The organism is Carnobacterium sp. (assembly GCF_040274945.1).
Classification (GTDB): Bacteria; Bacillota; Bacilli; order Lactobacillales; family Carnobacteriaceae; genus Carnobacterium_B.
In genome coordinates, this window is record NZ_JBEMAR010000003.1 from 200,898 (window position 1) to 220,625 (window position 19,728).

Sequence of the window (19,728 nt, forward strand, 5' to 3'; positions counted from 1 at the left end):
ATGTTTATTTTCAAAGCTTTAATTAAGCTTCAAACAATTCGATTTCTTTTGATTCAGTTGTTAAAGTTACGATTGCTTTACGACGTTTTTTAGTGTATCCAGTATGTTTACCCATACGTTTTAATTTTCCACGTACGTTCATGATGTTAACATTAGAAACTTTTACGTCAAAAATTTCTTCAATCGCTTGTTTTACTTGAGTTTTATTTGCGCGAACATCCACTTCGAAAGTGTATTTTTTGTTATCTTGAGCAGCCATTGCTGCTTCAGTGATAATTGGGCGCAAGATTACGTCACGTACATCCATTATTGAAGAACCTCCTCTAGCTTAGTTAGAGCAGTTTGTGTCAAAATCAATTTTTCATGCGCTACAACATCTAACACAGTAACATTATCAAAAGCTACAACTTTAACTCCTGGAAGGTTACGAGCAGATAATGTTGCGAAATCATTGTCGTTTTCTACTACGATAAACGCTTTAGAATCAACATTTAGATTTTTTAACACTTGTGCAAATTCTTTAGTTTTTGGTGCATCAAAGTTCAATGCGTCAACAACGATTAAATCTCCGCTTACTACTTTAGTAGAAAGAACAGATTTGATTGCTAAGCGACGAACTTTTTTAGGAAGTTTGTAGCTGTATGAACGTGGAGTTGGTCCGAAGACGATTCCACCACCGCGCCATTGTGGAGATCTGATTGACCCTTGACGAGCACGACCAGTTCCTTTTTGAGCCCACGGTTTACGTCCACCACCGCGTACTGCACTGCGGTTTTTAACTGCGTGATTTCCTTGTCTTAATGAAGCACGTTGCATGATGATTGCATCAAAAACAACGTTTTCGTTTGGTTCGATACCGAAAATAGCGTCGTTTAAAGTAACTTCACCATTTTGTGTACCATCTTGTTTGTATAAGGCTACGTTTGGCATTCCTTTGTTCCTCCTCTCTTAATTTTTATTTAGCTTTTTGAAAAGCTGATTTAATTTGGATTAAGGATTTTTTAGACCCAGGTACATTTCCTTTAATAAGAATTACATTTTTTTCAACGTCAACGCGAACAACTTCAAGATTTTTGATAGTTACGCGATTTCCGCCCATACGACCTGGTAGTAATGTGCGTTTGAATACACGGTTAGGATCTACAGGACCCATTGACCCTGGACGACGGTGGTGACGAGATCCGTGGGACATTGGTCCACGACTATGTCCGTGGCGTTTAATAACACCTTGGAATCCTTTACCTTTGGTAGTCCCCGTTACATTAACGATGTCTCCAGCTTTGAAAGCATCAACTTTCACTTCTTGTCCTACTTCGTAGTCCCCAAGCTCAACATCGTCAAATTCACGAATGAAGCGCTTAGGAGTAGCATTTGCTTTTGCTACGTGACCCATTGCAGGTTTATTAGACAATACTTCACGTTTATCTTGGTAACCCAATTGAACTGCTTCGTAACCATCCGTTTCGATTGTTTTAACTTGTAAAACAACGTTTGGAGTTGCTTCGATTACAGTTACTGGAATTAATTCACCAGACTCAGTAAAGACTTGTGTCATTCCTACTTTTTTTCCTAAGATTCCTTTGGTCATGAGTACACCTCCATTATATTTTTTAAAATTAAAGCTTGATTTCGATATCTACGCCAGATGGTAGATCTAGTTTTGTTAAAGCATCAACAGTTTTAGATGTTGGATTAACAATATCAATCACACGTTTGTGAGTACGCATTTCAAATTGTTCACGAGAATCTTTATATTTGTGAGTCGCACGGATCACAGTGTAAAGAGTTCTTTCTGTTGGCAATGGAATTGGACCAGATACACTAGCACCAGTTCTTTTTGCTGTTTCTACAATTTTTTCCGCTGATTGATCTAAGATACGATGTTCATATGCTTTTAAGCGGATACGAATCTTTTGTTTTGCCATTATTTTCCCTCCTTCGCCTATTTTTATAAATTAGACATTGCTCCACGAAAATTTCCGTCACACGCGCCGTGACAAAGCGGCCGGGTGTGTCGCAACCTCTCGTTTCATAGCCATTGGGTTTCTTTCGAATACCCCTAGCACGATTCCACTTATGAAATCAGCACCTTTTTAATTATACAAAAAAACACTTTTTTAATCAAGCTTTTTTTGATGTTTGCTAAATTAATTTATTCTATCTAAAAAATAGTTATCTATTTTTGCAAATTTTCTCATCTATCTAGTTCCATGAAAAAAATAAACTAAGTTAGGAATACATCAACGTTTCCCATCTTAGCTTATTTTGTTTTGTTTGTCTATTTATTTGTTTGATTTATTTATTTCTTCTATATAATATCCTAACCGTTTTACTTTAGTCTACTTTTTGAATCCAACCAGTTGGTGCTTCTACATCACCATACTGAATTCCGGTAAGTTCTTCATACAATTTCTTTGTCACTGGTCCAGTTTCTGTTTCACTATAAAAGACGTGAAAATCATCTTTATTTTGTATCCCACCAATTGGCGAAATAACAGCAGCTGTTCCACAGGCCCCAGCTTCTTTAAAATTATCTAGTTGATTAATCAATACATCTCCTTCGACAACTTCAAGCCCCAAACGTTCTTTCGCTAGATAAAGCAATGAATATTTTGTGATGCTCGGTAAAATAGAAGGCGATACCGGTGTCACAAACTTATTATCTTTTGTAATCCCAAAGAAATTTGCTGAACCTACTTCTTCTATCTTAGTATGGGTTGTCGGATCTAAATAAATTGCATCACTAAAATTGCGTTTGTGAGCCTCAGCTCCGGGAAGCAAGCTGCCTCCATAGTTTCCTCCAACTTTTGCTGCTCCAGTTCCATTTCCAGCAGCTCTATCATAATCAGAAACCATAAAGTTAGTTGGCTTCAATCCACCTTTAAAGTAAGCACCAACAGGCATACAAAAAATAGAAAATAGATATTCTTCTGCTGGCTTTACTCCAATGTTATCTCCTACACCAATCATATAAGGACGAAGATACAATGAACCTCCTGTACCATATGGCGGAATATACTGTTCATTTGCTTTTACTACTTTTTTAACAGCCTCGATAAATGCATCTGTCGGTATAGCAGGCATCATTAATCTTCTACAGCTGCGTTGCATACGTTCAGCATTTTGATCCGGTCGGAACAAATTGATTGAACCGTCTTTTGTCCGGTAAGCTTTCATCCCTTCGAAAACTGTTTGTCCATAGTGTAAGGCTGTCGACCCTTCACTGATATGAACTTTATTGTCTTCTGACAAAGTTCCATTATCCCATTCTCCATCTTTCCAGAACGAAATGTATCTATAATCGGTTTTTATGTAACTAAAACCTAAATTATTCCAGTCAATATCTACAGTTTTTGTCATTCTATCACTCCTTATCACTAATGCTCTTTAGTGTAACATAACAATGATAAAATTATGAGAGTTTTCTTACTATTATAAAAATTTTATCTATATGTCCATTCATTTTTACTTCCCTAAATCATTCACTATAACTTGTACAACTTCTTCTTGTGTCAACTCTTTTGGAATCATTTTTTCATGCGGAACTCCTAGATAATCCTTTTCATTCCACCAACTACGCATCTCTTTTTCGCCAAATTCATTTACCTTCGTTCTTTTTTTATGCCTGTCAAGAGTCTCATCAAAAGGTATGTCAAAGTAATAAGTATAAACATTCGGTTTAAACATATTTATTAAATCTAGCAGCATATTTTTATACCTCTCGTTGACCATGATCCCCTCTACAATGACAACAGGACACTTCCCTAATCCGTATTCCGCAATTTGCTTGATTAAGCCGATAGATAGATTGCCATCTCGATCATTGACTTTAAGCATGTCTCGCCTAACTACATCTTGAGAAACCACTAAAGTAGCTTCACCCAATAGTTCTTGCAACTTTAAAGCCGTTGTTGTTTTACCACTTCCAGAATTCCCACGCAAAATAATTAGTTTTGAGTTCATCTTTACAACTCCTAGTGAATAGATAGTCTGATAGTCTTCTTATCTATTATACTCTATCCATAAGAATTTTCTTTTGAAAACCACTATTCGTTGCCAAATAAAAAAGCCCTGTCGCAATGACAGGGCTTTTTTCTCGTATGATCACGCTCTATACCAGATAGAGTCAATTTTTAATGTTTATTTTTAGAGTTGATTAAGCTTCGATTGAAGCAACAACGCCGGCTCCAACAGTACGTCCACCTTCACGAATAGTGAATTTAGTACCTGGGTCGATAGCGATAGGTGCGATCAATTCAACGTTAATTGTAACGTTGTCTCCTGGCATAACCATTTCAGTACCTTCTGGTAACTCAACAACACCAGTTACGTCAGTAGTACGGAAGTAAAATTGTGGGCGGTAGTTAGCGAAGAATGGAGTGTGACGTCCACCTTCTTCTTTAGATAAGATATAAACTTCACCTGAGAATTTTGTATGTGGAGTAATTGAACCTGGTTTAGCTAAAACTTGTCCACGTTGGATGTCTTCACGAGCAACCCCACGTAATAATGCACCAATGTTGTCCCCTGCTTGAGCAAAGTCTAACAATTTACGGAACATTTCAACACCAGTAACTGTTGATTTAGTAGTAGCTTCATGAATTCCGATGATTTCTACTTCTTCACCGACTTTAATTTGTCCAGTTTCTACACGTCCGGTAGCAACTGTTCCACGTCCAGTAATTGAGAATACATCCTCAACTGGCATCATGAATGGTTTGTCAGTATCACGTTCTGGAGTTGGGATGTAAGAATCTACAGCATCCATCAATTCCATGATTTTATTTTCGAATTCTTCAACGCCTTCAAGAGCTTTAAGAGCTGAACCAGAAACAACTGGAGTGTCATCGCCTGGGAAGTCATATTCAGATAATAAATCACGAACTTCCATTTCAACTAATTCTAGTAATTCTTCATCATCAACTTGGTCAACTTTGTTTAAGAAAACAACGATGTATGGAACACCAACTTGGCGAGACAATAGAATGTGTTCACGAGTTTGTGGCATTGGACCATCAGCAGCAGATACCACTAAGATAGCTCCATCCATTTGTGCAGCACCAGTGATCATGTTTTTAACATAGTCAGCATGGCCTGGGCAGTCTACGTGAGCGTAGTGACGAGTTTCAGTTTCGTATTCAACGTGAGAAGTGTTGATCGTGATTCCACGTTCGCGTTCTTCAGGAGCTCCATCGATAGAAGCGTAGTCCGTTGCAGTACTCTTGAAACCTCTTTTAGCTAATACAGTTGTGATTGCAGCAGTTAATGTTGTTTTACCATGGTCAACGTGTCCAATAGTACCAATGTTAACGTGCGTTTTTGAGCGATCGTATTTTTCTTTTGCCATTTTAGTAATTTCCTCCTCATAGTGAGTTGTTTTTTAGTGATAAGAACAGAATAAGTTTATTCCGTCCCCATCATTTGTAAAAATTATAACGATTATTCATTAGAAAATCAATACTTAACGTTGGAGAGCAAATTAAGATTAGTTTGCTGATCCGCCATTTTTCTTGATGATTTCTTCAGAAATAGATTTTGGTACATCTTCATAATGATCAAATGTCATTGAGAAAGTACCGCGACCTTGTGTTGCTGAACGTAATGCAGTTGCATAACCGAACATTTCAGCTAATGGAATCATACCTTTAACGATAGTAGTATTTCCACGAGCTTCAGAACCTTCGATACGTCCACGACGAGCAGAGATGTGTCCCATTACGTCTCCTAAATAATCTTCAGGAATTGTAATTTCAACACCCATCATAGGCTCTAGGATAACTGGATTTGCTTTTTTAGCAGCATTTTTCAATGCCATTGAAGCAGCAACTTTAAAGGCAGTTTCATTTGAATCGACATCATGGTATGAACCATCATAAAGTTTTGCTTTAATATCAACTAATGGATATCCAGCAAGAACTCCGTTGTCTAATGAAGCTTCCAAACCAGCTTTAACTGCTGGGATATATTCACGAGGAACAGTACCACCAACGATTGCATCCTCAAAGTCAAAGCCTTTTCCTTCTTCATTAGGAGAGAATTCGATCCATACGTGACCGTATTGACCTTTACCACCTGATTGACGAACGAATTTACCTTCAGCTTGAGTAGAACCACGGAATGTTTCACGATAAGAAACTTGTGGAGCACCAACACTAGCTTCAACATTGAATTCACGTCTCATACGGTCAACAATGATGTCCAAGTGTAACTCACCCATACCAGCGATAATTGTTTCGCCAGTTTCGTGGTCAGTTTCAGCACGGAAAGTTGGATCTTCTTCAGCAAGTTTTTGTAACGCAACACCCATTTTATCTTGGTCTGCTTTTGATTTTGGTTCAATAGCTACTTGGATAACTGGTTCTGGAAAGTCCATTGATTCTAAAATCACTTGTACTTTTTCATCACACAAAGTGTCACCAGTAGTCGTATTTTTCAATCCAACAGCTGCTGCAATATCTCCAGCAAATACTTCAGGAATTTCGCTACGAGAGTTCGCATGCATTTGCAAGATACGACCTACACGTTCACGTTTACCTTTAGTAGAGTTTTGGACATAAGATCCAGCTTGTAACGTACCAGAATAAACACGGAAGAAAGTTAAACGACCTACATATGGGTCAGTCATAACTTTAAAGGCCAATGCTGAGAATGGTTCGCTGTCATCAGCATGACGTTCTACAGTTTCTTCAGAATTTGGTAAAATTCCTTGGATTGCAGCTACATCAAGTGGTGACGGTAGGTAATCAACTACTGCATCAAGCATCAATTGAACACCTTTGTTTTTAAATGCTGAACCACATAAGACTGGGTAGAATTCAACGTTAACTGTTGCAGTACGGATAGCTTTTTTCAATTCAGCTTCAGAGATCTCTTCACCTTCAAGATATTTCTCCATTAAAGCTTCATCTGTATCTGCTACTGCTTCAACTAATTTTGTACGCCATTCTTCTGCTAATTCTGCGTATTCTTCAGGAATGTCTTCCTCACGGATATCTGTTCCTAAATCATTTGTATACATTTCAGCTTTCATCTTAACCAAGTCAATGATACCTGTGAAGTTATCTTCAGCACCAATTGGCAATTGAATCGGATGAGCGTTTGCTTGTAAGCGGTCAAGAATAGTACCAACAGAATACAAGAAATCTGCACCTGTTTTGTCCATTTTGTTTACAAATACAATACGAGGTACGCCGTAAGTTGTTGCTTGACGCCAAACTGTTTCAGTTTGAGGCTCAACACCTGATTGTGCATCAAGTAAAGCAACAGCACCATCTAATACACGTAGAGAACGTTCTACTTCAACAGTGAAGTCAACGTGACCAGGAGTATCAATGATGTTTACGCGGTGATCATGCCAAGCAGCTGTTGTTGCAGCTGATGTAATTGTAATACCACGTTCTTGTTCTTGTTCCATCCAGTCCATTTGTGAAGCACCCTCATGGGTTTCACCAATTTTGTGGATTTTACCAGTATAATACAGAACACGTTCAGTTGTTGTTGTTTTACCAGCATCAATATGAGCCATGATTCCAATATTACGTGTATTCTCTAGAGAAAATTCTCTTTTTGCCATCTTTGCAATAACACCTCTCTTAATTTAATTTGAACTAAGAAACTTCAATTCTTCCTTTAAAGGCTAAGCTGCAAAAGTGCACCAAAGCCTTCTCTAGAAAAAATCTTACCAACGGTAGTGAGCAAAAGCTTTATTTGCTTCAGCCATTTTATGAGTGTCTTCACGTTTTTTAACTGCTGCTCCAGTATTGTTAGCAGCATCCATGATTTCTTTAGCAAGACGTTGTTCCATAGTATCTTCTCCACGTAGACGAGAGTAGCTTACTAACCAACGAAGAGCAAGAGCCGTACGACGTTCTGGACGAACTTCGATCGGAACTTGGTAGTTAGAACCCCCAACACGGCGAGCTTTAACTTCAAGAACAGGCATGATATTTTTCATTGCTTGTTCAAATACTTCAATAGGTTCGTTGCCAGTTTGTTCTTTAATCATGTCAAATGCATTATAAAGAATTGTAGCAGCTTTCCCACGTTTTCCGTCAACCATGATACGGTTGATCAAACGAGTTACAAGTTTAGAATTATAAAGTGGATCAGGTAAAACATCACGTTTAGTAATAGGACCTTTACGAGGCATCCAAATTCCTCCTTTCGATAATAATTATCTTTTTAGAATAGTTTTTTTTATTTCATTTAAGCAATAAGCTTATTATTTAGGGCGTTTAGTTCCGTATTTAGAACGGCTTTGTTTACGATCTGCAACACCAGCAGTATCTAAAGCTCCACGAACGATGTGGTAACGAACTCCTGGTAAATCTTTCACTCGTCCTCCACGTAAAAGAACCACACTATGTTCTTGCAAGTTGTGACCTTCACCTGGGATATAAGCAGTTACTTCAATTAAGTTAGACAAACGAACACGTGCATATTTACGTAACGCTGAGTTAGGTTTTTTAGGAGTCATAGTTCCCACACGAGTACAAACACCACGTTTTTGAGGTGAGTTTACTGTTGTTTGTTTTTTTCTTTTGCTGTTGTAACCTCTGTTTAAAGCCGGAGATTCAGACTTTTCAATTTTTGATTTACGAGGTTTACGTACTAATTGATTAATAGTAGGCATCGATTGTTTCCTCCTTCCCTATGTTATTATTCTAGTCCACACATCCAGGCGGTTCTTTTTTTAGCAAAAAAATAAGTGCTGCAAAACTGCAACCAACCAGTCTGTATAGTTTAAGGCCAATGTACCAGTCAGCACGACTGATAGACAGGAATCTGCGTACAAAAGCACCTTTTGAATCATAACATGGTCTAATTTTATTGTCAACAAGTTGAGTTGAAAATGCAAAAAGTTTTTTTATCTCTTTGGCACTTTTACTAGTATACTCCTCCTCTTTATTTTTTTAAAGCTTTCTTTCTTAATTAACATATATTTATTATAAGTCGTTCATTTGAGGTGAAAAAAATGCTGATACGTAGCTTATCTTTACTGATTTGGTTTACAGGGTGTTGTTTGGGTTCATTTTTGATGGTCATAGGATCTAGGGTCCCCATGCATCAATCTATTGTTTTTCCACGCTCTCATTGTACAAATTGTCACCATACCTTACCTATTAGTGAATTGGTTCCTATTTTATCTTACCTTATCCAAAAAGGAAGATGCCGTAATTGCCAACAAAAGATTTCTATTTTTTATCCGTTAGTGGAGCTTTTCATGGGATTTGTTTCCTTATTTATCTTTTCTACTTACTTGTTTTCCCCAGTGGAAGGGTTATTTGTTACAGGAATCGTTTCATTCAGCCTCATTTTTATCATTTCTGATAGCTGCTACCAACTTCTACCAGATAACTTGATGCGCCTTTTCTTTTTATGGGTCTTTTTAGGCCGTTTGATTATTCACCCCTACCCGATTAGTTTTTACATCTTTAGTGGATTAGGATTTTTTAGTTTCTTTTATTTAGTTTATCACTTCTCTTCTACTCCTATAGGCGGTGGAGATGTGAAGTTATTAGGAATCATTGCTTTACTATTGGGCTATCACTCAAGCTTAATTGCCCTTCTTTTCGCCTCTTTGTCCGCTATTCTTGTATACCTTCCTTTAATGTTCAGTAAAAAAATTTCCTATAGCTATCCGATTCCATTTGCTCCTTTTATTTTTTTAGGAATTTTCATTGCTTACTGCTTGTAACCCTATATAGGATTCAAACAAACCCGTCCATTCCAGAAGAAATTTTATTTTGAAGCATCCACACCATTTGATGTAGAACTAAAAAAAGCTGAGGACAATGCCTCAGCTTTTGGTGTTATTAATCTAAATATTTTGTATGAACAAATTTCACTTCTAAAAATTCTTGTATTCCATAACTTCCATTTTCGCGGCCAACTCCTGAGTGTTTTACACCGCCAAATGGTGCTTCAGAAGTCGAAATAGCTGTATTATTGACGCCAACTAAACCATATTCTAAAGCTCCACTGACTTTTTCAGCTCGTTTTAAATCAGACGTAAAGAAGTAAGATGCTAATCCAAAGATGCTATCGTTCGCCATTTTGATGACCTCATCCTCATCGTCAAAATCAATCAACGGAATAACCGGACCAAATGTTTCTTCATAGAAGATATCCATCTCGGTAGTCACTCCATCTAAGATCGTCGGCGCATAAAAGTAACCATTAGCATAGTCTCCCTCAGTGAGTCTTTCGCCTCCTGCAAGCACAGTAGCTCCTTTAGTTTTTGCATCGTCCACTTGAGCTTGGATCGTTTCGATCGCTTCTCCATCAATAAGTGGACCTACCATGACATCCGTTAAACCATTACCGACCGTCACTTTTCCAACTGCCGCTTCTAACTTTTCAACAAATTCTTTTTTAACGGCTTTACTCACAAAAATACGATTAGGAGATGTACACGCTTGCCCATTGTTTCTAAACTTCATAGCAACAAGCCCGTCTACTGCTTGATCAACATCTGCATCGTCAAAAATAATAAATGGAGCATGACCTCCTAATTCAAATGAAATTTTCTTCATTGTTTGAGCAGATTGTTCATAGAGCATTTTCCCAACTTCAGTTGAGCCTGTAAAGGTTAATTTTCGCACATCATCACTATCGGTTAGCGTCTTTCCGATTTCTTTAGATGGTCCGATAACGAGATTGGCTACTCCTGCTGGTAAGCCAACTTCATGGAAAATTTCAAAAATCGCAATAGCTGATAACGGGGTACTGCTTGCAGGTTTTAAAATGACGGTACATCCTGCTGCAATAGCCGGAGCGATTTTCCGTACAATCATATTTGACGGAAAGTTCCATGGAGTGATTGCTCCAACGACGCCAACCGGTTGTTTTTTCACTTCATATTTGTGTTGATTAGGAGCAGGGATCGTTTCTCCATAAATGCGTCGCGCTTCTTCTGCATTCCAATGTAGATTCTGAATATTTGTCAGGATTTCTCCTTTAGCTTCTTTTACTGGTTTTCCTTGTTCTAGAGTCATAATCAAGGCTAATTGATCTGCTTTTTCTTCAATCTTATCGGCAATTGCATGGATAAGTTTTACACGATCCGCCAGTTCCATACCTGACCATTTTGGAAAAGCTTCTTTAGCTGCTTGAATCGCTTTTAACGTTTCTGTTTCTCCACCTTGAGACACTTGTATCAGTTCTTCTTTAGTAGCTGGATTGTTGACCGCTTTTTTTTCTAGCGATCCTTCGACCCATTGCCCGTTGATGTAAAGTCCCGTTTGAATTTCTGGTAATTTTGCTTGTGTGTTTGCCACTAAAATCACTCCTTCAAATTATGGTGTCTACTTCTTTTCATCATTCACCTTAACATATCTTAAAAAAATTCTAAACTATTTGCTCTTCTCCCATTCTCTACAAAAGAGTACAAAAAAAAAGAGCTCCTCATATAAATATGAAGAGCTCTTTCTCATGTTATTTAGGTTCCACTTGATCATTGATGCTGTAAACATTTTCACTTACAACGCCAACGCCTTTAGGTTTCATTTTACGGTATTTAGCCATTCCAGTACCAGCTGGAATTACTTTACCAATGATAACATTTTCTTTCAATCCTAATAAAGGATCACGTTTTCCGCGAATCGCAGCATCCGTTAAGACACGTGTTGTTTCTTGGAATGATGCAGCAGATAAGAAACTATTTGTTTCAAGGGAAGCTTTTGTAATTCCAAGCAATACAGGACGAGCTGTTGCAGGAATTCCGCCAGATACCAATGTCTCAAAGTTTTTATCTGTGTAGTCATGAATGTCAATTAATGTACCTGGTAAAATATCTGTTTCACCCGGATCCATTACACGTACTTTACGTAACATTTGACGTACCATAACTTCGATATGTTTGTCGCCGATTTCTACCCCTTGCATACGGTATACTTTTTGTACTTCACGTAACAAGTAGTTTTCAACTGCAAGTACATCACGTACACGTAACAATTCTTTAGGATCAATCGAACCTTGGTCTAATGCTTCACCACGGTGGATAATATCTCCTTCTGCAACTCTCATACGTGCCGTAAACGGAACTTGATAAGAACGAGTATCCGTTTCTCCCTTGATCGTAACTTCTTTTGTACGAGCTGCTGGATTTTCATCAATTGAGATGATTTCCCCAGTAACTTCAGTAATCACAGCTTGACCTTTAGGATGACGAGCTTCAAAAATTTCTTGAATACGAGGAAGCCCTTGAGTAATATCATCTCCGGCAACCCCACCTGTATGGAACGTACGCATTGTTAATTGAGTACCGGGCTCTCCGATTGATTGAGCGGCAATTGTTCCAACTGCTTCTCCCACTTCAACCTCAGAACCTGTTGCTAAGTTACGGCCATAACAATGTTTACATACACCATGTTTAGTATTACATGTAAACACGGAACGAATCGTTACTTCTTCGATACCAACAGCAATAATTTCTCTGGCAATGTCTTCAGTAATGATTTGGTTTTCACCAATGATAACTGTTCCATCTTCAGGGTTAAAGACTGTTTTACGAGTGTAACGTCCTAGTAAACGTTCTTCAAGGGGTTCAATAACTTCATTTCCTTCTTTGATTGCATAAATCACTAGTCCACGGTCAGAACCACAGTCTGTTTCACGAATGATAACATCTTGTGCAACGTCAACTAAACGACGAGTCAAGTAACCTGAGTCAGCTGTTTTCAAGGCTGTATCGGTCATCCCTTTACGAGCTCCATGGGTAGAGATAAACATTTCTAAGACAGACAATCCTTCACGGAAGTTAGAAGTAACCGGCAATTCCATAATTTGACCATTCGGTGCAGCCATCAATCCACGCATACCAGCAAGCTGAGTAAAGTTGGAAATGTTACCACGGGCACCTGAGTCACTCATCATAAAGATTGGGTTAAGGTCATTCAAACTTTCCATTAACTTGATTTGAATGTGGTCTTTTGTTTTATTCCAGATATCAATAACACGTTCATAACGTTCTTCATCCGTAATTAAACCACGACGGAATTGTTTCGTTACTTTTTCAACTTGTAAGTGAGCATTATCCAGAATTTCTTGTTTTTCTTCTAATACTACGATATCGGCAATACCAACTGTAATACCAGCTTTTGTAGAATATTTGTATCCTAGATCTTTCATTCTGTCTAGCATTTTAGACGTTTCAGTAATCTTGAATCGTTTGAATACTTCAGCAATGATATTTCCAAGATTTTTCTTCTTGAATGGTTTAACTAATTCCTGCGCTTGAATATGTGCAAGAACGTCTATACCCGGTTCAACAAAATAGCTGTCTGGAGTTTGAACTTCCAAGTTGCTTTGTGTTGGTTCATTCATATACGGGAATTCATTTGGCATGATATCGTTAAAGATCAATTTACCAACAGTCGTAATCATTAATTTCTCTTTTTGCCATTCAGTAAATGGTTTATTTGGAATATCAGTTGGTTTGATTGCGATTCTAGAGTGCAAATGAACGTATCCGCTTTGGTAAGCAAGCATTGCTTCATTCAAACTACTAAATTGCATACCTTCACCTTCACGTCCTTCTTCTTCCATAGTCAGGTAGTAGTTACCTAAGACCATATCTTGAGAAGGTGTTACAACTGGTTTACCATCTTTAGGATTCAAGATGTTTTGTGCAGCCAGCATCAACATACGAGCTTCAGCTTGCGCTTCGTCACTTAACGGTACATGGACAGCCATTTGGTCACCATCGAAATCGGCATTATAAGCTTCACACACTAATGGGTGAAGACGGATAGCTTTACCTTCAACAAGAACAGGTTCAAATGCTTGAATCCCTAATCTGTGTAAAGTAGGTGCCCGGTTCAATAGTACTGGATGTTCACGAATCACTTCTTCTAAAATTGGCCAAATAGCGTCATCTTGACGATCAATTTTACGTTTAGCATTTTTAATATTGCTTGCGATGTCGCGTTCAACTAATTCTTTCATTACAAATGGTTTGAACAATTCAATAGCCATTTGTTTTGGTAAACCACATTGGTACATTTTCAAGAACGGTCCAACAACGATAACTGAACGTCCTGAATAATCGACACGTTTACCTAGTAAGTTCTGACGGAAACGACCTTGTTTCCCTTTAAGCATGTGTGACAATGATTTCAATGGACGGTTACCTGGTCCAGTAACTGGACGGCCACGACGACCATTATCGATCAATGCATCTACTGCTTCTTGTAGCATACGTTTTTCATTTTGCACAATAATATTCGGTGCATTTAAATCTAATAAACGTTTCAAACGGTTGTTACGGTTGATTACACGACGGTACAAGTCATTTAAATCACTTGTAGCGAAACGTCCACCTTCTAATTGAACCATTGGACGAATTTCTGGTGGAATAATAGGAACAACATCCATAACCATCCATGAAGGTTGGTTACCAGAATTACGGAATGCTTCTAAAATGTCTAAACGACGAATCGCACGTGTCCGTTTTTGACCAGTAGTTGTTTTTAAGACTTCTTTTAATTCTTCCACTTCTTGATCCAATTTAACATCATTCAAGAGTTGTTTAACCGCTTCTGCTCCCATTTCGGCATTAAATTCATTGCCGTATTGTTCGCGCTTTTCGCGGTACTCTCTTTCAGTTAATAATTGTTTCTTTTCTAATGGTGTACTTCCTGGTTCAGTTACTACATATGAAGCGAAGTAAATGATTTCTTCAAGAGCACGAGGACTCATATCTAACACAAGACCCATACGACTTGGAATACCTTTGAAGTACCAAATATGAGAAACTGGTGCTGCTAATTCAATATGACCCATACGTTCACGACGTACTTTTGAGCGTGTAACTTCTACTCCACAACGGTCACAAACAATTCCTTTATAACGAATACGTTTGTATTTTCCACAAGCACATTCCCAGTCTTTTGAAGGACCAAAAATACGTTCACAGAACAAACCATCACGTTCAGGTTTTAAGGTACGGTAGTTAATGGTTTCAGGTTTTTTTACTTCACCATAAGACCAACTACGGATTTTATCTGGAGAAGCCAAACCAATTTGCATGCTTTCAAAATTATTAACGTCTATCAAGGGGCTAACCTCCCTTTATTTTTGTGAGCTGCCCTACCTGCTCTATTGTTTTATTTATAGATAGTGGTATCTATCTTTGGTTGTCATTCGTTGAACGTTTCAAAATGGATGCTCGAAAGGCCAATTAAGGATCATTCACTTAAAGGCCAGTCGAGGATACCAGTCTTAGTCTTCTTTTAACCGTTCTTGTTCAGCTGCTTCAGCGCGGATTTTTTCTTGCTCTTCAGCATATTTGTTTAACGCATCCGGGTTCACGATGTCATCATCGTCATCCATGTCGCGTAGTTCAATCGCTTCATCATTTTCATTTAACACTTTCATGTCTAAACCTAATGATTGTAGTTCTTTTACTAATACGCGGAATGATTCTGGAACACCTGGTTTTGGAATTTTTTCACCTTTGACGATTGCTTCGTATGTTTTCACACGACCAACAACATCATCGGATTTGTAAGTTAAGATTTCTTGTAACGTATAAGCTGCCCCATATGCTTCAAGAGCCCAAACTTCCATCTCTCCAAAACGTTGTCCACCGAATTGAGCTTTACCACCCAATGGTTGTTGTGTAACTAATGAGTATGGTCCTGTTGAACGAGCATGTAATTTATCATCGACCATGTGGGCCAATTTAATCATGTACATAACCCCAACTGAGATACGGTTGTCAAACGGTTCACCGGTACGACCATCATATAAAACAGTTTTTGCATCAGCAGCCATTCCAGCTTCTCTAACGGTATCCCATACATCTTCATCGGAAGCTCCGTCAAATACTGGTGTTGCAATGTGGATACCCAATTGACGAGCAGCCATACCAATGTGTAATTCTAATACTTGTCCAATATTCATACGTGATGGTACCCCTAATGGGTTCAACATGATGTCAACTGGTGTTCCGTCAGGCATAAATGGCATATCTTCTTCCGGCATGATCAAAGAGACAACCCCTTTGTTACCATGACGTCCGGCCATTTTATCCCCTTCGTTTATTTTACGTTTTTGAACAATGTAAACACGAACTAACATATTTACACCTGGTGATAATTCATCTCCAGCTTCACGAGTAAAGATTTTCACGTCATGAACTGTTCCGCCGCCACCATGTGGTACACGAAGAGAAGTATCTCTAACTTCACGAGCTTTTTCACCAAAGATTGCATGCAATAGACGTTCTTCAGCCGATAATTCTGTTACCCCTTTAGGAGTTACTTTACCAACTAACAAGTCGCCGTCTTTTACTTCAGCACCAATACGGATAATTCCCATTTCGTCTAGATCTTTCAAAGCGTCGTCTCCAACGTTTGGAAGTTCACGCGTGATTTCTTCAGGTCCAAGTTTTGTATCACGTGCTTCTGATTCAAATTCTTCAATATGAATAGAAGTGTATACATCATCTTTAACTAAACGTTCACTCATGATAATGGCATCCTCATAGTTGTACCCTTCCCATGTCATGAAGGCTACTAATGGGTTTTGTCCTAATGCCATTTCGCCATTTTCCATAGAAGAACCATCTGCTAAGATTTCGCCTTTTTCTACGCGGTCGCCTTTTTTTACGATTGGGCGTTGGTTGTAACAAGTACCTGAATTTGAACGACGGAATTTTGTTACAGCGTATTTATTTAAAGCACCGTTTTCTTGACGTACACGAATTTGATCTGCATCTACGTATTCAACGATACCATCATTTTTACAAATCAATGCAGCTCCAGAATCTCGAGCAGCTACGTGTTCCATACCCGTTCCTACAAGTGGACCTTGAGGGTGGATTAACGGAACAGCTTGACGTTGCATGTTTGCTCCCATAAGAGCACGGTTACTATCATCATTTTCCAAGAAAGGAATACAAGCTGTCGCTACTGCCACTACTTGTTTAGGAGAAACATCCATATAGTCAACGCGACTAATAGGAACTTCTAAGTTTTCTTCCACATAACGAGCAAGTACAATATCATTTGCAAATGTGCCGTCTTCATTCAACGGAGCATTTGCTTGGGCAACAACATAGTTATCTTCTTCATCGGCTGTTAGGTAATCAATTTGATCCGTAACAAGACCTGTTTCGCGGTTTACACGACGATAAGGGGTTTCAATGAAACCAAATTTATTTACTTTAGCATAACTTGATAGACTGTTGATCAATCCAATGTTTGGACCTTCTGGTGTTTCAATCGGACACATACGGCCATAATGGGAATAATGCACGTCACGAACTTCATATCCAGCACGGTCCCTAGTTAAACCACCGGGTCCTAAGGCAGATAGACGACGTTTATGTGTTAACTCACCTAATGGGTTTGTTTGGTCCATGAATTGAGACAATTGAGAAGAACCAAAGAATTCTTTGATTGATGCTACAACCGGACGAATGTTGATCAATTGTTGCGGTGTAACAGTAGCCATATCTTGGATAGACATACGTTCACGAACCACACGTTCCATACGAGATAACCCAATACGGAATTGATTTTGCAACAATTCACCTACTGAACGAATACGACGGTTTCCTAAATGGTCAATATCGTCTACGTTACCGATACCTTCTTGTAAGTTAAAGAAATAACTCATAGAAGCTAAAATATCAGCTGGTGTTGCATTTTTAGTTTCGTCTGCAATTACTTTATTTCCAATCATATTTACAACACGTTCTGGGTCTCTTTGAGAAAAGACTTTTACAACTTGTAATTCTACAGGTTCTGGAACGACACTGTCATCTGATGGGTAATACGTAACACTGTTTAAACCATCATTTAGATATGGTGTTAATTTATCAATTTGATCACGGTCTAAAAATGTACCTGATTCAACGATGATTTCGCCTGTTTCAGGATCAACTAAAGTTTCAGCTAATGTTTGATTGAACAAACGTGTTACTAAGTTTAATTTTTTGTTGACTTTGTAACGACCAACATTTGCTAAGTCGTAACGTTTTGGATCGAAAAAGCGAGCTGTTAACAAGCTTCTTGAGCTGTCAGCCGTTTTAGGCTCACCTGGACGTAGACGTTCATAAACATCTTTCAATGCTTCTTCTGTACGTGAATCTCCAGCATTTTTATGCAAATCTTTTTCCATTGTTAAACGAAGACTTTCGTTATCTCCAAAGATTTCAAGAATTTGATCATCTGATCCAAATCCTAATGCACGAACCAATACAGTTAATGGTATTTTACGTGTACGGTCTATACGAACATAAGACAGGTCTTTTGCGTCAGTTTCGAATTCAAGCCATGCTCCACGGTTCGGGATAAGCGTTGAGCCAAATCCTTCTTTTCCGTTTTTATCCAATTTACCATGGAAATAAACACCTGGTGAACGGACTAATTGAGATACGATTACTCGTTCTGCTCCGTTGATAACAAAAGTTCCCATTTCTGTCATTAGTGGGAAATCACCGAAGAAGACTTCTTGTTCTTTCACTTCTCCGCTTTCTTTGTTGATCAAACGTAACTTAACATAAATCGGTGCTGAATAGTTTGCGTCATGTGAACGAGCTTCTTCAACGGTATATTTAGGTTCTTGCAATTGGTAATCTGTGAATTCTAATGATAGATTTCCAGCAAAGTCATCGATTGGAGAAATGTCTTTAAACATTTCACGTAATCCTTCATCTAAGAACCATTGGTAAGAATCAGTTTGAATTTCAATTAAATTTGGAAGCTCTAAAACCTCATGGATACGTGAAAAACTTCTACGTGTACGGTGCTTACCGTAATTTACTAAATGGCCTGCCAACCTGTTCACCCCTCAAACTGTTTTTAGTGTGGTCACTTCAAACAAATCAATACATTTCATTCATGTTACATTTGTTAAAAATACGTAACAAGTTGAAAGTTTGCCTATTTTTTGACAAAAAAAAACCAAAAGATTCGTGAACTTTTAAAATAAAAATCCATTTCTTTTGTTTTCCTCTTCAAATCTGCTCTGGACAATATTTCAGAACAAACTTTTCTTCTTTAAGACACACTATATGCATTAGATTATTTTACATTATTTGCGTGTGTAAGTCAAGGATATTTCTTAATTCTCTTCCTCTTTGAAACTTTGAATAATCCAATAACCTTTATCTTTGACGATTACTTTAGCATTTCCGAATGTTTCTTCCATTTTCGCTTGCGCACTTGGCGCACCTTGTTTCTTTTGAATTACTATTGTTAACGTTCCGCCTTTTTTAAGCAGGTCAAAAGCACCAGTCAATATACCATGTACCACTTTTTTTCCAGCACGAATAGGAGGATTGCTAACAATAGCCGCAAACTCTTTACCTTCTACAGATCCATAGACATCCGAAGTGTGAATCAGCACATTGGATAACCGATTGTTCGATGCATTTTGTTTAGCTAATCCTAATGCACGTTCATTTACATCGATCATTTCTACTTTGCGTTCAGGATCTTCTTTTGCTAACGCTAACCCCATCGGGCCATATCCACATCCCACATCTAAGATATCGCCATCTATCATTCCAGAAAAATCAAGCGTTTCTATCAATAGTCGCGAACCAAAATCTACTGTTTTTTTAGAAAATACTCCTGTATCTGTAACAAATTTAAACTCATGGCCACGTAACGTGTATGTCCAAGCTGCTGTTTCACTTTCAATTTTTGGATTATTTGTAAAATAGTGATCTGACATATATGTCCCTCCTCAATTATCTTTATTTTATTATCTAAA

Annotated in this window: 16 protein-coding genes; 2 read left to right on the forward strand and 14 right to left on the reverse strand. The window is 38.1% G+C overall.

Annotated elements, in window-relative coordinates:
- Nucleotides 1–22 precede the first annotated feature (22 nt).
- From rplW to rpsJ, 4 genes are read right to left on the reverse strand one after another with little or no spacing between them, the layout of a single operon-like run.
- Nucleotides 23–307: a 50S ribosomal protein L23 gene (gene rplW, locus ABS916_RS04890; protein ID WP_007725672.1), complete on the reverse strand. Its 285-nt coding sequence runs from the start codon at nt 305–307 to the stop codon at nt 23–25.
- Nucleotides 307–930: a 50S ribosomal protein L4 gene (gene rplD / locus ABS916_RS04895; protein WP_035020872.1), complete on the reverse strand. Its 624-nt coding sequence runs from the start codon at nt 928–930 to the stop codon at nt 307–309. The genes rplW and rplD overlap by 1 nt, the downstream gene beginning before the upstream one ends.
- A gap of 25 nt (nt 931–955) precedes the next feature.
- Entirely contained in the window at nt 956–1,588 is a 633-nt protein-coding gene (rplC, locus tag ABS916_RS04900; RefSeq protein ID WP_013712033.1) for a 50S ribosomal protein L3, read from the reverse strand.
- A gap of 28 nt (nt 1,589–1,616) precedes the next feature.
- A complete protein-coding gene (rpsJ, locus tag ABS916_RS04905; protein WP_350450821.1) occupies nt 1,617–1,925 on the reverse strand; it encodes a 30S ribosomal protein S10 in 309 nt (102 codons plus the stop codon).
- A 37-nt stretch (nt 1,926–1,962) separates the two neighbouring features.
- Between rpsJ and ABS916_RS04910 the strand changes: the two genes are divergently transcribed.
- Nucleotides 1,963–2,097, forward strand: a complete 135-nt coding sequence (locus tag ABS916_RS04910; RefSeq protein WP_350450822.1) for a hypothetical protein — start codon at nt 1,963–1,965, stop codon at nt 2,095–2,097.
- Nucleotides 2,098–2,334: 237 nt separating this feature from the next.
- On the opposite strand, the gene ABS916_RS04915 is transcribed toward ABS916_RS04910, so the two are convergent.
- From ABS916_RS04915 to rpsL, 6 genes are all read right to left on the reverse strand, one after another.
- The gene (locus ABS916_RS04915) at nt 2,335–3,360 is read right to left on the reverse strand and encodes a branched-chain amino acid aminotransferase (protein ID WP_350450823.1); all 1,026 of its coding nucleotides are present in this window, start codon (nt 3,358–3,360) and stop codon (nt 2,335–2,337) included.
- Between the two features lie 105 nt (nt 3,361–3,465).
- The gene (locus ABS916_RS04920) at nt 3,466–3,963 is read right to left on the reverse strand and encodes a kinase (RefSeq protein ID WP_350450824.1); all 498 of its coding nucleotides are present in this window, start codon (nt 3,961–3,963) and stop codon (nt 3,466–3,468) included.
- A gap of 193 nt (nt 3,964–4,156) precedes the next feature.
- A complete protein-coding gene (gene tuf, locus ABS916_RS04925) occupies nt 4,157–5,347 on the reverse strand; it encodes an elongation factor Tu (protein WP_350450825.1) in 1,191 nt (396 codons plus the stop codon).
- A 138-nt stretch (nt 5,348–5,485) separates the two neighbouring features.
- The gene (gene fusA, locus ABS916_RS04930) at nt 5,486–7,573 is read right to left on the reverse strand and encodes an elongation factor G (RefSeq protein ID WP_350450826.1); all 2,088 of its coding nucleotides are present in this window, start codon (nt 7,571–7,573) and stop codon (nt 5,486–5,488) included.
- A gap of 105 nt (nt 7,574–7,678) precedes the next feature.
- On the reverse strand, nt 7,679–8,149 hold the full coding sequence (gene rpsG, locus ABS916_RS04935) for a 30S ribosomal protein S7 (RefSeq protein ID WP_013712039.1): 471 nt from the start codon (nt 8,147–8,149) through the stop codon (nt 7,679–7,681).
- A gap of 72 nt (nt 8,150–8,221) precedes the next feature.
- Nucleotides 8,222–8,632 (reverse strand): 30S ribosomal protein S12, encoded by a 411-nt coding sequence (rpsL, locus tag ABS916_RS04940; protein ID WP_013712040.1) that lies wholly within the window; start codon nt 8,630–8,632, stop codon nt 8,222–8,224.
- Nucleotides 8,633–8,974: 342 nt separating this feature from the next.
- Here rpsL and ABS916_RS12875 point away from each other — a divergent pair, with 342 nt between their 5' ends.
- On the forward strand, nt 8,975–9,697 hold the full coding sequence (locus ABS916_RS12875) for a prepilin peptidase (protein ID WP_502880581.1): 723 nt from the start codon (nt 8,975–8,977) through the stop codon (nt 9,695–9,697).
- A 118-nt stretch (nt 9,698–9,815) separates the two neighbouring features.
- Here ABS916_RS12875 and ABS916_RS04955 read toward each other — a convergent pair whose 3' ends face one another.
- The 4 genes from ABS916_RS04955 to ABS916_RS04970 all read right to left on the reverse strand — a co-directional run bounded on the left by ABS916_RS04955 (nt 9,816) and on the right by ABS916_RS04970 (nt 19,689).
- On the reverse strand, nt 9,816–11,279 hold the full coding sequence (locus ABS916_RS04955; protein ID WP_350450827.1) for an NAD-dependent succinate-semialdehyde dehydrogenase: 1,464 nt from the start codon (nt 11,277–11,279) through the stop codon (nt 9,816–9,818).
- 157 nt (nt 11,280–11,436) lie between these two features.
- Complete coding sequence (rpoC, locus tag ABS916_RS04960; RefSeq protein ID WP_035020887.1) at nt 11,437–15,057, reverse strand: DNA-directed RNA polymerase subunit beta'; 3,621 nt, start codon at nt 15,055–15,057, stop codon at nt 11,437–11,439.
- A gap of 165 nt (nt 15,058–15,222) precedes the next feature.
- On the reverse strand, nt 15,223–18,789 hold the full coding sequence (rpoB, locus tag ABS916_RS04965) for a DNA-directed RNA polymerase subunit beta (protein ID WP_350450828.1): 3,567 nt from the start codon (nt 18,787–18,789) through the stop codon (nt 15,223–15,225).
- 285 nt (nt 18,790–19,074) lie between these two features.
- On the reverse strand, nt 19,075–19,689 hold the full coding sequence (locus ABS916_RS04970; RefSeq protein WP_350450829.1) for a class I SAM-dependent methyltransferase: 615 nt from the start codon (nt 19,687–19,689) through the stop codon (nt 19,075–19,077).
- Between the last annotated feature and the right edge of the window lie 39 nt (nt 19,690–19,728).